The 15,009-nt window shown below is 72.8% G+C and carries 15 protein-coding genes and 1 pseudogene; 10 read left to right on the top strand and 6 right to left on the bottom strand.

Features of this window, described 5'->3' with window-relative positions; genetic code table 11:
* The gene (locus ADY59_RS19840) at positions 1-942 is read left to right on the top strand and encodes a gluconeogenesis factor YvcK family protein (RefSeq protein WP_049564250.1); all 942 of its coding nucleotides are present in this window, start codon (positions 1-3) and stop codon (positions 940-942) included.
* A gap of 70 nt (positions 943-1,012) precedes the next feature.
* On the top strand, positions 1,013-1,993 hold the full coding sequence (gene whiA / locus ADY59_RS19835) for a DNA-binding protein WhiA (RefSeq protein WP_049564205.1): 981 nt from the start codon (positions 1,013-1,015) through the stop codon (positions 1,991-1,993).
* A gap of 23 nt (positions 1,994-2,016) precedes the next feature.
* Here whiA and ADY59_RS19830 read toward each other — a convergent pair whose 3' ends face one another.
* On the bottom strand, positions 2,017-2,661 hold the full coding sequence (locus ADY59_RS19830) for a hypothetical protein (RefSeq protein ID WP_049564203.1): 645 nt from the start codon (positions 2,659-2,661) through the stop codon (positions 2,017-2,019).
* 185 nt (positions 2,662-2,846) lie between these two features.
* On the opposite strand from ADY59_RS19830, the gene gap reads away from it, so the two are divergent.
* The 5 genes from gap (at position 2,847) to ADY59_RS19805 (ending at position 6,563) form a co-directional block, all read left to right on the top strand.
* Positions 2,847-3,851, top strand: a complete 1,005-nt coding sequence (gene gap, locus ADY59_RS19825) for a type I glyceraldehyde-3-phosphate dehydrogenase (RefSeq protein WP_049564248.1) — start codon at positions 2,847-2,849, stop codon at positions 3,849-3,851.
* Positions 3,851-5,038: a phosphoglycerate kinase gene (locus ADY59_RS19820; protein ID WP_049564202.1), complete on the top strand. Its 1,188-nt coding sequence runs from the start codon at positions 3,851-3,853 to the stop codon at positions 5,036-5,038. Before gap ends, ADY59_RS19820 begins: the two co-directional genes overlap by 1 nt.
* A gap of 1 nt (position 5,039) precedes the next feature.
* Positions 5,040-5,816 (top strand): triose-phosphate isomerase, encoded by a 777-nt coding sequence (gene tpiA, locus ADY59_RS19815; RefSeq protein WP_269433623.1) that lies wholly within the window; start codon positions 5,040-5,042, stop codon positions 5,814-5,816.
* 99 nt (positions 5,817-5,915) lie between these two features.
* Positions 5,916-6,146, top strand: a complete 231-nt coding sequence (secG, locus tag ADY59_RS19810; RefSeq protein ID WP_049564200.1) for a preprotein translocase subunit SecG — start codon at positions 5,916-5,918, stop codon at positions 6,144-6,146.
* Positions 6,147-6,218: 72 nt separating this feature from the next.
* Complete coding sequence (locus ADY59_RS19805) at positions 6,219-6,563, top strand: RNA polymerase-binding protein RbpA (protein ID WP_082310244.1); 345 nt, start codon at positions 6,219-6,221, stop codon at positions 6,561-6,563.
* Between the two features lie 69 nt (positions 6,564-6,632).
* On the opposite strand, the gene ADY59_RS19800 is transcribed toward ADY59_RS19805, so the two are convergent.
* Both ADY59_RS19800 and ADY59_RS19795 read right to left on the bottom strand, forming a co-directional pair.
* The gene (locus ADY59_RS19800) at positions 6,633-8,240 is read right to left on the bottom strand and encodes an amidohydrolase (RefSeq protein WP_049564197.1); all 1,608 of its coding nucleotides are present in this window, start codon (positions 8,238-8,240) and stop codon (positions 6,633-6,635) included.
* A gap of 27 nt (positions 8,241-8,267) precedes the next feature.
* The gene (locus tag ADY59_RS19795; protein WP_049564195.1) at positions 8,268-9,659 is read right to left on the bottom strand and encodes an NAD(P)/FAD-dependent oxidoreductase; all 1,392 of its coding nucleotides are present in this window, start codon (positions 9,657-9,659) and stop codon (positions 8,268-8,270) included.
* Between the two features lie 109 nt (positions 9,660-9,768).
* Between ADY59_RS19795 and ADY59_RS19790 the strand changes: the two genes are divergently transcribed.
* Positions 9,769-10,791, top strand: a complete 1,023-nt coding sequence (locus tag ADY59_RS19790) for a GNAT family N-acetyltransferase (RefSeq protein ID WP_049564193.1) — start codon at positions 9,769-9,771, stop codon at positions 10,789-10,791.
* Positions 10,792-10,908: 117 nt separating this feature from the next.
* Here ADY59_RS19790 and ADY59_RS19785 read toward each other — a convergent pair.
* A pseudogene (locus ADY59_RS19785) lies at positions 10,909-11,340 on the bottom strand (Clp protease N-terminal domain-containing protein); the annotation flags it as partial.
* A gap of 71 nt (positions 11,341-11,411) precedes the next feature.
* Between ADY59_RS19785 and ADY59_RS19780 the strand changes: the two are divergent.
* On the top strand, positions 11,412-12,236 hold the full coding sequence (locus tag ADY59_RS19780) for a hypothetical protein (protein ID WP_049564190.1): 825 nt from the start codon (positions 11,412-11,414) through the stop codon (positions 12,234-12,236).
* Between the two features lie 49 nt (positions 12,237-12,285).
* Here ADY59_RS19780 and ADY59_RS47585 read toward each other — a convergent pair whose 3' ends face one another.
* Entirely contained in the window at positions 12,286-13,056 is a 771-nt protein-coding gene (locus tag ADY59_RS47585; RefSeq protein ID WP_197093746.1) for a class I SAM-dependent methyltransferase, read from the bottom strand.
* A gap of 94 nt (positions 13,057-13,150) precedes the next feature.
* Between ADY59_RS47585 and add the strand changes: the two genes are divergently transcribed.
* A complete protein-coding gene (gene add / locus ADY59_RS19770) occupies positions 13,151-14,182 on the top strand; it encodes an adenosine deaminase (protein WP_049564243.1) in 1,032 nt (343 codons plus the stop codon).
* A 15-nt stretch (positions 14,183-14,197) separates the two neighbouring features.
* Here add and pgl read toward each other — a convergent pair whose 3' ends face one another.
* Positions 14,198-14,971 (bottom strand): 6-phosphogluconolactonase, encoded by a 774-nt coding sequence (pgl, locus tag ADY59_RS19765; protein ID WP_049564242.1) that lies wholly within the window; start codon positions 14,969-14,971, stop codon positions 14,198-14,200.
* Positions 14,972-15,009: the final 38 nt, after the last annotated feature.

Here is a 15,009-nt window from a genome sequence, read left to right as displayed (position 1 = left end):
ATGGACTTAGAGACCGGCCCGCGGGTCGTGGCCCTGGGCGGGGGCCACGGCCTGCACGCCGCGCTGTCGGCGCTGCGCGCCGTGACCGACGCGCTGACCGCCATCGTGACCGTCGCCGACGACGGCGGCTCCAGCGGCCGTCTGCGGCGCGAGCTCGGCGTGCTGCCGCCCGGAGACCTGCGCATGGCGCTGGCCGCGCTGTGCGGCGACGACGAGTGGGGCAGCACCTGGAGCGAGGTGGTGCAGCATCGCTTCCGCAGCGAGGGCGAGCTGCACGGCCACGCCGTCGGCAACCTGCTCATCGTCGCGCTGTGGGAGCTGCTCGGCGACCCCGTCGCCGGCCTCGACTGGGTGGGCCGGTTGCTCGGCGCGCACGGCCGGGTGCTGCCGATGGCCTCGGTGCCGCTCGACATCGTCGCCGAGGTGGAGCTCGACGGCGTCATCTCCACCGTGCGCGGCCAGGTGGCGTGCGCGCTCACGCCCGGCCGGGTGCGGGCCATCTCCCTGGTGCCCGAAGACCCGCCCGCCCGGCCCGAGGCCGTCGAGGCGGTGCTGGAGGCCGACTGGGTGGTGTTCGGGCCGGGGTCGTGGTTCACCAGCGTGCTGCCGCACCTCAAGGTGCCCGAGCTGGCCCGCGCGCTGCACCGGACCGAGGCCCGCAGGCTGGTCACGCTCAACCTCGCGCCGCAGCCCGGCGAGACCGACGACTTCTCCCCCCAGCAGCATCTGGAGGTCCTCAGGCGGCACGCCCCCGATCTCTCCCTCGACGTCGTCCTCGCCGACACCGGCGTGGTCGACGACCCCGGCGCGCTGGAGAAGGCCGCCGCCGGCTTCGGCGCCCGGCTCGTCCTGGCCGACGTGGCGGCCCGTGACGGCTCGCCGCGGCACGATGCACGACGTCTTGCCTCCGTCCTGGACGAGATTTTCCTCCAGAAGCGTTGATCCTGGTCGGCGTGGCGAGAAGGTGCGAGAGACTGCTAGGACCGGTCTGATGGGGGAGGACTAAACGCTTATGGCAATGACGGGTGTGGTCAAGGACGAGCTGAGCCGGCTGCCTGTGCTCAAGCCCTGCTGCCGCAAGGCGGAGGTGTCCACGCTGCTGCGCTTCGCCAGCGGCCTGCACCTCGTGGGCGGGCGCATCGTGATCGAGGCCGAGCTCGACACCAACGCGACCGCGCGACGGCTCATCAAGGACATCGGCGAGGTGTTCGGCCACAAGGCGGAGGTGCTGGTGCTCGCGCCGGCCGGGCTGCGCAAGGGATCGCGCTACGTGGTGCGCGTCTACCGCGACGGCGAGGCGCTGGCCCGCCAGACCGGGCTGATCGACAACCACGGCCGGCCGGTGCGCGGCCTGCCCCGGCAGGTGGTCGCGGGGGCGGCCTGCGACGCCGAGGCGGCCTGGCGCGGCGCGTTCCTGGCCCACGGCTCGCTCACCGAGCCCGGCAGGTCGATGTCGCTGGAGGTCACCTGCCCCGGCCCGGAGGCCGCGCTGGCCCTGGTGGGCTCGGCCCGGCGGCTCAAGATCCACGCGAAGGCGCGTGAGGTGCGGGGCGTCGACCGGGTCGTGGTGCGTGACGGCGACGCCATCAGCGCGCTGCTCACCCGCCTCGGCGCGCACGACAGCGTGCTCGCCTGGGAGGAGCGGCGGATGCGCCGCGAGGTGCGGGCCACCGCCAACCGGCTGGCCAACTTCGACGACGCCAACCTGCGCCGGTCCGCGCGCGCCGCCGTCGCGGCGGGCGCCCGGGTGCAGCGCGCCCTGGAGATCCTCGGCGACGAGGCGCCGGACCACCTGGTGGTGGCCGGGCGGCTGCGGGTGGAGCACAAGCAGGCGTCGCTGGAGGAGCTGGGGCAGATCGCCGACCCGCCGCTGACCAAGGACGCCATCGCCGGCCGCATCCGGCGGCTGCTCGCCATGGCCGACAAACGCGCCTCCGACCTCGGCATCCCCAATACCGAGGCCAACCTCACGGTCGACATGCTCTCGCCCTGACGCGTCCCGTACGGGACGCCCGGTCAGGTCGCGTCGCGGTCGGGCGGGGTGAAGAGGCTGGGCGGCGGCGGGGCCGTGGCCGGCTTGGCGGCCTGCAGGGGCTCGAAGGGGGCACGATACTCGGGCTCCTCCTCCTGCGGCTCCTCGGTGGCCGCCGCCTCCCTGGCCTTCTTGCGCAGGCGCAGCGTGCGTACGAGCACGAGCGCGAACGCGGCAAGCGCCGCGGCGGCCGTCACGGCGGGAAGCTGCCACGACTGGTACACCTGCGGCCAGAAGGCCTCCGCCGCGCCGGGCAGGGCCGCCAGGAAGGCGTCGAGGGTGGGCAGGGGCGGTGTCCACGGCTCCGGGGCCGGGGTGTGGGCGAGGTACTCGGGAAACGCCGCGATGCCCGCGATCACGCCGGCCATGACGGCCCCGGCCCCGTACAGTGCCGCCAGCGGCGCGAGCACGAGACTGCGCGGGCGGATCAGGCAGATCGCCGCGCCCACCAGGAGACCTGTGGCCAAGGCCAACCCGGCGGCCAGCGGGATGCCGTCGCCGTAAGAGCGCACGACATCGGGAAGGCGGTCGGCATAGAACGCGAAAGCCGCCCAGCCGGCGGCGCACAGAAGCGCCATGAACAAGCCGACGATCAGGCCGGACAGCAGGCCGGATCGGTGTCGTGACATCTCAGCCCCCAGAGAATGCCTGAATTTACTCCAACGAGTCGGGCACTTTACTCGAACCTCACAAATTGTGCTTACCGAACCACGATTCTCAAGGCGGGGGTTGCAGTGGTCTAAACCAATTTGGGTCCGATAGGGTTCGGGGGTTGAGGTATCAGCCCGTCACCACGTACGAGGAGATCGGTTCCGTGAGCATCCGCGTAGGCGTCAACGGCTTCGGCCGCATCGGTCGCAACTTCTGGCGCGCGGTCGCCGCCAGTGGCAAGGACATCGAGATCGTCGCGGTCAACGACCTGACCGACAACGCGACGCTGGCCCACCTGCTCAAGTACGACAGCATCCTGGGCCGGCTGCCGTACGAGGTGAAGGCCTCCAGCGACGAGATCACCGTCGACGGCAAGGCGATCAAGGTGTTCGAGGAGCGCGACCCGGCCAAGCTGCCCTGGGGCGACCTCGGGGTCGACGTGGTGGTCGAGTCCACCGGCCTGTTCACCGACGCCAACAAGGCCAGGGTGCACGCCGACAACGGCGCCAAGAAGGTCATCATCTCCGCCCCGGCGAAGAACGAGGACGTCACCGTCGTCATGGGCGTCAACCACGACTCCTACGACCCGGCCAAGCACACGATCATCTCCAACGCCTCCTGCACCACCAACTGCCTGGCCCCGATGGCCAAGGTCATCCACGACACCTTCACCATCCAGAAGGGTCTGATGACCACCATCCACGCCTACACGCAGGACCAGAACCTGCAGGACGGCCCGCACAAGGACCTGCGCCGCGCCCGCGCCGCCGCGCTCAACGTGGTGCCCACCTCCACGGGCGCCGCCAAGGCCATCGGCCTGGTGCTGCCGGAGCTCAAGGGCAAGCTCGACGGCTTCGCGATGCGCGTGCCGATCCCCACCGGCTCGGCCACCGACCTGACCGTCGAGGTCGGCCGCGACGTCACCGTCGAGGAGGTCAACGCCGCGCTCAAGGCCGCGGCCGAGGGCCCGCTCAAGGGCATCCTCACCTACACCGAGGACGACATCGTCTCCTCCGACATCGTCACCGACCCGGCCTCCTGCATCTTCGACGCCGGCCTCACCAAGGTCATCGGCAACCAGGTCAAGGTCGTCGGCTGGTACGACAACGAGTGGGGTTACTCCAACCGCCTCGCCGACCTCATCCTGCTGGTGGGTAAGGACCTCTAATGCGGGGGCTCGACGATCTCGATGTGAAGGGGCGGCGCGTGCTCGTGCGCGCCGACCTCAACGTCCCGCTCGACGGCGAGACGATCACCGACGACGGCCGCATCCGCGCCTCGCTGCCCACGATCCGCGAGCTGGCCGGGCGCGGGGCGAAGGTCGTCGTCTGCGCCCACCTCGGGCGGCCCAAGGGTGAGGCCAACCCCGCATACTCTCTGCGGCCCGTCGCGGCGCGCCTGGGCGAGCTGCTCGGCCAGGAGGTGGCCTTCGCCACCGACGTGGTCGGTGACAGCGCCCAGGCCACCGTGCGGGGCCTCCAGGAGGGCCAGGTGGCCCTGCTGGAGAACCTGCGCTACGAGCCGGGCGAGGAGTCCAAGGACGACGCGGCCCGCCGCGCGTTCGCCGAGAAGCTGGCCGGCCTCGCCGACCTCTACGTCGGCGACGGCTTCGGCGCGGTGCACCGCAAGCACGCCAGCGTCTACGACGTGCCGGCGCTGCTGCCGCACGCCGCCGGCGGGCTGGTCGTGGCCGAGGTGGACGTGCTCAGGCGGCTCACCGACGACACCGAGCGCCCCTACGTCGTCGTGCTCGGCGGCGCCAAGGTCAGCGACAAGCTCGGCGTCATCGCCAACCTGCTCACCAAGGTCGACCGGCTGCTCATCGGCGGCGGCATGGCCTACACCTTCCTCAAGGCCCAGGGCCACGAGGTCGGCGGGTCGCTCCTGCAGGAGGACCAGCTCGACCAGGTGCGCGGCTTCCTCGGCGAGGCGGCCAAGCGTGGCGTCGACCTGGTGCTCCCGGTCGACGTGCTGGCGGCCACGCACTTCGCGCAGGACGCCCCGCACGACGTCGTCGCGGCCACGGCCATCCCGGCCGACCGCGAGGGGCTCGACATCGGGCCCGAGACCCGTGAGCTGTTCGCCGGCAAGCTGGCCGACGCCAAGACCGTCTTCTGGAACGGCCCGATGGGCGTGTTCGAGTTCGACGCGTTCGCCGGCGGCACGCGGGCGGTGGCCGAGGCGCTGATCGGCGCCGACGCCTTCACCGTGGTCGGCGGGGGCGACTCGGCGGCCGCCGTGCGTAAGCTGGGCCTGCCGGAAGACGGCTTCTCCCACATCTCCACCGGGGGCGGGGCCAGCCTGGAATACCTTGAGGGCAAGACGCTGCCCGGACTCGCCGCCCTGGAGGACTGACTTGAGAAAGCCGCTCATCGCCGGCAACTGGAAGATGAACCTCAACCACCTCGAGGCGATCGCGCTGGTCCAGCGGATGGCGTTCGCGCTCAACGACAAGGACTTCGACCGCGTCGAGGTGGCCGTCCTGCCCCCGTTCACCGACCTGCGCAGCGTGCAGACGCTCATCGACGGCGACAAGCTGCGCATCGTGCACGGCGGCCAGGACCTGTCCCCGCACGACGCGGGCGCCTACACCGGTGAGGTGTCCGGCGCGATGCTCGCCAAGCTGGGATGCACGTTCGTCGCCGTCGGCCACTCCGAGCGGCGGCAGTACCATCACGAGGACGACGACCTGGTCAACGCCAAGGTGCTGGCGGCGCTGCGGCACTCGCTGACGCCGATCCTGTGCGTGGGCGAGGGCCTGGAGGTGCGCCAGGCGGGCGGGCACATCGCCCACACGCTGGCACAGCTCGACGGGGCGCTGCGCAAAGTCTCCGCCGAGCAGGCACAATCGATGGTGGTGGCCTACGAGCCGGTGTGGGCGATCGGCACCGGCGAAGTGGCCACCCCCGAGGACGCGCAGGAGGTCTGCGGGGCGCTGCGGGTGCGACTCGCGGAGCTCTACAACCCCGAAGTGGCCTCGGCGGTCCGTATCCTTTACGGTGGCTCGGTCAAGTCGGGAAACATCGCAGGGATCATGGCTCAGCCGGATGTCGACGGCGCCCTCGTGGGAGGGGCCAGCATCGACGCCGCGGAGTTCGTGAAGATCTGCCGTTTCTCCGATATGCCCGGCTAACTCGGCCGTTCTGGGGGTGCGACTTGACACGAGGCCGTACCCTCAAGAGGCAAGTTTGAATCGTCACGCGTACCAGACCATTGAAGGAACAGGCATACCGTGGAACTCGGAATCTCCATCGCCCTCATCCTGACGAGCCTGCTCATGATCTTGCTCGTCCTGCTCCACAAGGGCAAGGGTGGCGGCCTGTCTGACATGTTCGGCGGCGGCTTCTCGTCGAACTTCGGTGGTTCCTCGGTGGTGGAGCGCAACCTCGACCGGCTGACCGTCATCACGGGCGTCGTCTGGTTCGTCTGCATCATCGCTCTGGGCCTGCTCGTCAGGCCCTGAGACACAAGTATCAACGCGTGACAGTGATTCTCCCCCCGTGTCACACGGGGCGATCGAGCGAGGAGTTCATCCGTGGGTAGTGGCAACGCGATCCGTGGCAGCCGAGTCGGTGCCGGCCCCATGGGGGAGGCCGAGCGCGGCGAGGCAGCTCCGAGAGTGCGGGTCTCGTTCTGGTGCGCCAACATGCATGAGACGCGCCCCAGCTTCGCCAGCGACGCGGCGGTCCCCGAGATGTGGGACTGCCCCCGTTGCGGCCTCCCGGCCGGCCAGGACGAGGAGGCCCCGCCTGCTCCGCCGAAGAACGAGCCGTACAAGACGCATCTGGCCTACGTGAAGGAGCGCCGGAGCGACAAGGACGGCAAGGCGATCCTCGAGGAAGCGCTGGAGCGCCTGCGCAACAACAAGTCCCCCTGGTAGTGGACCGACCCTGGTAGTGCACTGACACGAAAGGGCCCCGGCGGGTCTTCCCGCCGGGGCCCTTCTCGTTCACCTCCGTTCGTGGACGGCCACGCCGTCGACGAACGTCATGCGCACCCGCGTGGTCCAGATGTCCTTCTCCGGCAGCGTGAACGGGTCGCGGTCGAGCACCACCAGGTCCGCCGGGCGGCCCGGCTCGATCACCCCGGCGGGGGAGCGGTTGATCCACGCCGAGCCGGCCGTGTAGGCGGTCAGCGCGGTCGCCAGGTCGAGGCGCTGGCTGGGCAGGAACGGCGTCTGCGCCGTCGGGTAGCCCGCGTGCACCGAACCGCCCGGTTCCGTCCGGTTGACGGCCACGTGCATGCCCTGCAGCGGGTCTGCGTCCGACACCGGCCAGTCACTGCCCGCGCAGAACCGGGTGCCGTGCGCCAGCAGGTCCGCGAACGGATACTGCCACGACGAGCGCGGCTCGCCGAGGAACGGCAGCGTCAGCTCGTCCATCTGCGCGTGGTGGGTGGCCCACAGCGGCTGCAGGTTGGCCGTGACGCCCAGCGCCGCGAACCGCGGCACGTCCGACGGCTCGATGATCTGCAGGTGCGCGATGTGGTGACGGTTGGCCGGGTCGGTGCCCTCGAAGCTGTCGAGCGCCTCGCGCACCGCCCGCTCGCCGATCGCGTGGAAGTGCACCTGGAAGCCCAGGCGGTCGAGCTCGGCCACGTACTCCTTCAGCTTGGCCGGGTCCACGTACGACAGGCCCGTGCCGCCGCACCGGCAGTAGGGCTCCAGGGTGGCGGCGGTGAAGTTCTCCGTGATGCCGTCCTGCATGATCTTGACCGAGGTGGCGGCGAACCGGTCCAGCCCTTCGGCCGACGCCCGGCGCTCCACCAGGCTGCCGATTTGGTCCAGGCCGCGCGTCCTGTCCCACCACAGCGCGCCCACCACGCGCGCCCGCAGGCGCCCTGAGCGGGCCGCCGACAGGTAGGTGGGCAGGTGGTCGTCCGAGCCCGCGTACGAGCCCACGATCGCGTCCTGCCAGCCGGTGATGCCCAGCGAGAACAGGTGCGCCTCGGCGTCGGTCAGCGCGGCGTCCAGATCGGCGGCGGTGGGGCGGGGGGTGAGCAGGCCCACCAGGTCCATCGCGCCCTCGTGCAGCACGCCCGTGGGGGTGCCGTCGGGGTCGCGCTCGATCCGCCCGTCGGCCGGGTCGGGGGTGTCGCGGGTGATCCCGGCCAGTTCCAGCGCCCGGCTGTTGACCCAGGCGGCATGGTGGTCACGCTGGATCAGGTACGCGGGCCGGTCCAGGAAGTCGAGCTGCTCCCGGCGGGGCAGACCGCCCGGGAACGCCGACATGTCCCACCCGCCGCCGTCGATCCACTCCTTGCCGGGGTGCCGCGCGGCGTACGTACGGACCAGCGCGAGGTAGGCGTCCAGGCCGAAGACCTCGGCGAGGTCGCAGCGGGCCCGTTCGAGGCCCGCCTGCACCGGGTGCAGGTGCGCGTCGGTGAAGCCCGGCACCAGCAGGCCGCCGTCGAGGTCCACCGTCTCGTGGGAGGGCGCCAGCCGGGCCTGCTCCCGCTCCGCGCCCACGGCCTCCACCACGCCGTCGCGCACCAGCACCGCCTCGGCGAAGCCGCCCGCCGCGGTGAACACGCGCCCGCCCCGGAACAGCATGCTCATCGAAGATCTCCTATCTGGCGAAGGCCGTCAGTGGCCCGTGATGAGGTCGGCGAACCTGGCCAGGACCGAGGTGCGCGGCATCGACCGCTCCCGCTGGTCGGCCATCCGGTAGAGGCGGTACATGCTGTGCACGCCCAGCCAGCGCAGCGGCTCGGGCTCCCATGCCCGCACCTTGCGCCCCACCCACGGCAGCGCCGTCAGCTCGGTCTCCTCGCCCAGCACGAGGTCGCGCAGGGTCCGGCCGGCCAGGTTCGTGGTGGTGACGCCGTGACCGGTGTAGCCGCCCGCCCAGCCGAGCCCGGTCGAGGCGTCCACGTGCACGGTCGAGCACCAGTCGCGCGGCACCGCCAGCACGCCGGACCAGGCGTGCGCGACGGAGGAGGAGCGCGCCGCCGGGAAGAAGTCGACCAGCAGGTCCCACAGCGCCTCGACGGTCCACTCGTGCGTGTGCCCCCGGGCGTCGACGCGGGAGCCGTACAGGTAGGGGCGGCCGCGCCCGCCGAAGGCGATGCGGCCGTCGGCGGTGCGCTGGGCGTACATGTAGTAGTGCGCCAGGTCGCCGAGCAACTCCGCGCCGTCCCAGCCGACCGACTCCCAGAACGAGGCGGGCAGCGGCTCGGTGACGATCATCGAGCTGTTCATCGGGAGCCACTGCCGCCGCAGCCCCGCCAGCCCCGAGGTGAACCCCTCGGTGGCCCGGATCACGTGCCCGGCCCGGACGGTCCCGTACGGCGTCTCGGCCCGGTGCGGCACGATGCTGGTGACGGGCGTGCGCTCGTAGATCGTCACGCCGAGGTCGCGCACCACCCGCGCCAGCCCCTGGGCCAGCTTGGCGGGCTGGATGCGCGCGCAGTGCGGGCTCCAGGTGCCCGTCACGGCCCCGGCCACCCTGAGGTGCCGGGACGGGTCGACCAGGCGCAGGTCCTCCTCGGTGATGCCCCAGGCACGGGCCTCGGCCACCGAGGCGCGCAGCCGCGCGGCCTGGGCGGTGGAGCGGGCCACGTTGACGACGCCGCCCTTGACGATGTCGGCGTCGACGCCCTCCTTCTCGCACACGGCGATGACCTCGTCGACCGAGGAGAACATCTCCCGCTGCAGCCGGCGGGCGGCGTCGCGGCCGTGCGTCCTGGCGTAGCGCGCGTGCGAGCCGGCCAGGTCGCCCGTCAGCCAGCCGCCGTTGCGGCCCGAGGCGCCGAACCCGGCGAACTCCTGCTCCAGCACCACCACGTCGAGGGACGGGCGGGCCTGCTTGAGGTAGTAGGCCGTCCACAGCCCCGTGTAGCCGGCGCCGACGATGACGACGTCCGCGTCGCGGTCGCCGTCGAGCCGGGGACCGGGGGCGGGAACGCCCGAGGAGCGGTACCAGAAGGACACGTCGCCATTGACGAACCCGGACGACAGGGGAACATGCACGCTCATGGGGCCATATCCTGCTATATCCGGATAAGGTGTCGCATCTCGCCACGAATTCCGTGATGGAAACACGACGTTAGCGGCAATGTAACAGCCACCCTGCATCCTTCTTCGTATGGGTTTCCTGCGTATCCGCACCACGGTCGACGAGCGCCCGGGACGGCTCGCCTCCCTCGCCGCCGCCCTGGCCGCCCGGGGCGGCAACATCCTCGGCCTGAGCGTACAGCCCGACGCGGACGGCACCGTCGACGAGTTCGTCGCCGACATCCCCGCCACCCCCGAGAGCGTGCGCGAGGCCCTTGAGGCGGCCGGCGGCCGCCGGGTCCAGGTCGTCCCCGCCACCGCGCACGAACTGACCGACGAGCCCACCCGGGCGCTGCTGCTGGCCTCCCGGCTGCGGGCGGCGCCGTGGCGGCTGCCCGAACTGCTGGCCGAGCTGCTGCGCGCGGACGACGCCCGGTGGATCTACGGTGACACCGTGAGCGACCTTCCCGATCCGACGCGGCTCGTGGTGCCCGTCGCCGCCCGGCGGGCGGTGCGGCTGCGCCGGGCCGGGCTGCCCTTCACGCTGACCGAGGCGGCCAGGGCGGCGTCGTTCGCCCGCCTCGCCCAGCCGCCGGCCGGGGCGGCCGCCGCCGAGCGTCCGGTCAGGCTGGCCGACGGCGCGGAGGTCGCCGTCCGCCCGCTCACCTCCATCTACCGCGAGGCGGTACGCGACCTGCACGACAGGTGCTCGCCGGAGACGCGCAGGTTCCGCTACTTCACCTCGATGCCCGCGCTGCCGCCACGCATGTTCGACCGGCTCTGCGACCGCGGGCGCGGCCACTCCGTGGTGGCGGGCGACGACGGGCAGGTGGTCGCGCTGGCCAGCCTGATGTTCACCGCCGATCCGGGCATCGCCGAGCTGGCGCTGCTGGTCGAGGACCGCTGGCAGGGGCGCGGCCTGGGCGCGGCACTGGCCAGGACGCTCGTGGGCGCAGCGCGCGACCTGGGCTACGCCGAGGTGCGGGCCACGATGCTGTCCGACAACGCGCGCATGCGCCGGCTGATGACCACCCTGGGCGCCACACTGTCCTGCACCGAGGACCCCGGCGTGGTGGAGGCCAGGCGGCCGGTGGGGGCGCTGGCGTCAGTCTGAGCCGGTCCGCCTGATGCCGAGATGGCGTTCGATGCGGTCCAGGCTCTCCTGGATCCGGTCGAGCCGCTCGGCCACCAGCGGGCCGGCGAACAGCTCCCCCAGGCGCTCGTGGTGGCCCAGCCGTTCGAGCAGGCGGCGGCGCAGCTCGCCGGGTTCGACGCCCGCGCCGGTCAGCGCCCGGACCGCCGCGCCCTCGCCCTCCCTGATCAGCCCGAGCAGGATGTGCTCGGTGCCGATGAAGTTGTGCCGCAGCTGGAGCGCCTCGCGCAACGAGAGCTCCAGGACCTTCTTCACCCGGGCCGTGAACGGCACGTACGCGGAGCCGGCGGGGTCGGCCGCGCCCGGCCCGGCCTCGCTCTCCAGGTGGGCCCGCACGCCCTCCAGCGTCACGCCGGACTCGGCGAGCACCAGCGCCGCCGGCCCCTCGCCCTCCCTGATCAGCCCGAGCAGGACGTGCTCGGTGCCGATGTGGGTGTGGCGCATCGCCCGGGCCTCCTCCTGGGCGAGGACGACGACCTGACGCGCGCTGTCGGTGAAGCGCTCGAACACGGGGGCCTCCGTTCGAGTGGGCTGCCTCCACTATGCGCTACAAACCAGCCGATGCGGGGTATCCCACCAGTGTGGATCTCGACGAGGTCTCCGGCAGGCTGTACGGGCTCGCGCCCGCCGAGTTCACCGCCGCCCGCACCGCCGAGGCCGCCGCCGCCAAGGAGGCGGGGAACGCCGCGCTGGCCCGGGAGATCGGCAAGCTGCGCAAGCCCACGGTCTCGGCCTGGGCCGTCAACCGCATCTCCCGCGAGCACCCCGGCGAGCTGGACGAGCTGCTGGAGCTGGGCCGGGAGCTGCGCGAGGCCTGGCAGGCGCACGACGCCGGCGCGCTGGCCGAACTGACCCGCCGGCGCGGCGAGGTGGCCCAGCGGGTGGCGGGGCTGGTCCGGGAGGAGCTGTCGCCCGCCGCCGCGGCCGAGGTGGACCAGACGCTCGACGCCGCCGTGGTCGACGCCGGCGCCGCCGAGGAGGTACGGCTCGGCCGCCTGGCCAAGCCGCTGCGCTACAGCGGGTTCGCCCCGGCGCCCGCCCCCCCCGGCCGCCCGGCGCCCCGCAGACGCGAATCCGGCACCGAGGACGAGCCCGCCCCGGCCCGCGGGAAGTCCGATGGCGACTCCGCGGCGGCGCGGCGGCGGGCCGAGGAGGAGGCTTCGGCGCGCAGGAAGGCCGAGGCCGAGGCCAGGAAGGCCAGGGAGCGCGAGGAGGCCGAGGCCGCGCACGAGGAGTGGAGCCAGGCCCTGGAGGAGGCCGAGCGGGTCCACGCCAAGCGCGCCGGCAAGGTCGCCAGGCTGGAGGCCAAACTGGCCAAGGCCCGCAACCGGCTCACCGAGACCGAGCAGCGCCTGGAGGTGACCCGGCGCGAGGAACGCCACGCCCGCCGGCGCCTCGACCGCTAGCTGGTCCGCCCCGCGCCCGGGGCGTCGCCGACGTCCTCCCGCGAGCCCGTCAGGTGGTGGTGCCGTGGGCGAGGTGGGCGCAGACGGGGAAGCCCTCCCGTGCGTACGGCGCGGCCAGGCGGATGTACGCGGCGCGGATCCTGGCCCGCGTCGAGGCCGGCTGGGCGGCGATGGGGCCGAAGCGGGGGCCGCCCGCCGCGACGACGTCGGCCAGCCAGCCGTCGGGGTCGAACGGGTGCCGCCAGCGCAGGGTTTCGACGGCGACGCCGGTGAAGCCCGACGCGCGCATGAGCGCCGCGAAGCGGCCCGGACCGGCCGAGGCGGCGAGGGGACGGGGTGGCGTGCCGAACGGGGCGCCGGCGGCCTCGACGGCATCGGAGATGACGCCGGTCGCGGTCATCTCGGACGACTTCCACCAGGTCAGCGCCGCCGTACCGCCGGGGCGCAGGACGCGGCGCAGCTCCCGGAGCGCGGCCGCGGTGTCGGGCGCGTGGTTGATGATGAAGTTTCCGGCCACGGCGTCGAACGTCCCGTCCGCGAACGGCAGCCGCGGCAGCCTCGCCACCAGCACCTCCGCCTCCGGATGGCGGCGGGCGGCCAGCCCGGCCATCGCGGCGTCGCTGTCGAAGGCGGTGACCCGGGCGCCGCGCGCCAGCGCCCCGGCCGTCACCACGCCGCTCCCGCACCCGGCGTCGAGCACCCGCGTCCGCGCCCCGGGCCCGTCGTGCCGGGCGGGCACCCCCGCCCGGTCGAGCAGGGCGGTGACGGTGTGGGCGCTGAGCCGGGCGAATCCGCGCTCGTACGCTTCGGCATCGGTCACGCCGGCCAGCATAACGCCAAAACCTTACACATTCATGTGATAATCAACGCCAAAATCTGGAAGGGTCCGCCGAGGGCCGCCTATGGTCATCGGCATGAGCCTTGACGCCTTCATCGACGCCCTGCCCAAGGTAGAGCTGCACGTCCACCTGATCGGCTCGGCCTCGGTCGCCACCGTGCTGGAGCTGTCACGCCGCCACCCGGGCAGCGCGGTGCCGACCAGCGAGGAGGAGCTGCGCGCCTTCTACACCTTCCGCGACTTCCCGCACTTCGCCCAGGTGTACGGCGCGGTCAACGCCCTGGTCCGGGAGCCGGAGGACATCACCACGCTGGTGCTGGGCCTGGCCCGTGACCTGTCCCGGCAGGGCGGGCGCTACGCCGAGCTGCAGGTGACCCCGTACGCCCATCACGTCGTCGGCATGCCGGCCCGCGAGGTCACCGAGGCGCTGGACATCGCCGCCCGGCGGGCGCCCGTCGAGCACGGGGTGGAGATGGCCTACATCTTCGACATCCCCGGCGAGTTCGGCGAGGAGGCGGCCAAGATCACCCTCGACCACGCACTGCGCGAACCTCCCGCCGCATTGGTAGGTTTCGGTCTGGGCGGAATCGAGCAGAGCCGCGTCCGCCATCGCGACGCCTACCGTGACGCGTTCACCGCCGCCAGGGCCGCGGGGCTGCACAGCGTGCCGCACGGCGGCGAGATGACCGGCCCGGAGACCGTGTGGGAGGTCATCGAAGGGCTCGGCGCCGAGCGCGTCGGCCACGGCATCGCCTGCCTGGCCGACCCGCGCCTGGTGGACCATCTGCGCGACACGCAACTGCCGCTGGACGTCTGCCCCACCTCGAACGTGTGCACCGGCCAGGTCGCCCGCATCGAGGACCACCCGCTGCCGCGCATGCTGGAGGAGGGCCTGTTCGTCACGCTCAACAGCGACGACCCGCCCATGTTCGCCACCACGCTGGCCGACGAGTATCGGGTCGCGGCCCGCGTCTTCGGCCTCGGCGAGCCGGAGCTCGCGGAGCTGGCCCGCAACGGGGTGCGGGCCGGCTACCTGCCGCCGGAGCGCAAGAAGGCGCTCCTCGCCGAGATCGACGCCCTGGCGGCCGGCGGCGAGGGCCAAGGCTGAGGCTGGGGCTTAGGGCTAGGGCGAGGCGATGCGGCCCAGGCCCGGCGGGATCTTGCCGGCGGCCGCCCGGTCCAGCAGGAACAGCGTGCCGCCCCGGCCGCGCGCCCCGGCCGCCGGGACCTGCACGGGCCCCGACTCCGACAGCGCGAGCCGCACCGCGCCCGACTTCTCCTCACCGGCCGCGACCACCCACACCTGGCGCGCGCCCTGGATGACCGGGAGCGTCAGCGAGACGCGCGTGGGCGGCGGCTTGGGCGCGCCGTGCACCGCGACCGCCGCGCGGGTGTCGTAGAGCGCCGGCATGCCCGGGAACAGCGACGCCACGTGCGCGTCGGGCCCCATGCCGAGCAGCAGCACGTCGAAGGCGGGCGCGGCGCCGTGGTCCTCGGGCCGGGCGGCCTTGGCCAGCTCCGTGGCGTAGGCGTCGGCCGACTCCTCCGCCGACAGGCCCGAGTCGGGGCCCAGCATGACGTGCACCCGCTCCGGGTCGAGGTCGACGTGGTCGAGCAGCGCCTGCCGGGCGCCGGTCTCGTTGCGCTCCGGGTCGCCGGTGGGCAGGAAGCGCTCGTCGCCCCACCAGATGTCGAGACGGCGCCAGTCGACGGCGTCACGGGCGGGCGTGTCGCGGATGGCCGCCAGCGTGGCGATGCCGACAGTGCCGCCGGTCAGCACCAGCGACGCCGAGCCCTTGGCGGACTGCGCGTCGACGAGCCGGGTGATGATCCGCGCGGCCACGGCCTTGGCCAGCACGTCGGCGTCTCGGTGCACAACAACAGTGGGAACGCTCACGAGCGACACTCTTTCATGGATACGGCCGTGCCCGGGCA

This window comes from Nonomuraea sp. SBT364, from assembly GCF_001083785.1.
GTDB lineage: Bacteria > Actinomycetota > Actinomycetes > Streptosporangiales > Streptosporangiaceae > Nonomuraea.
Note: the sequence above shows the minus strand (reverse complement) of the source record. Positions and strands in the feature narration are given on the sequence as shown.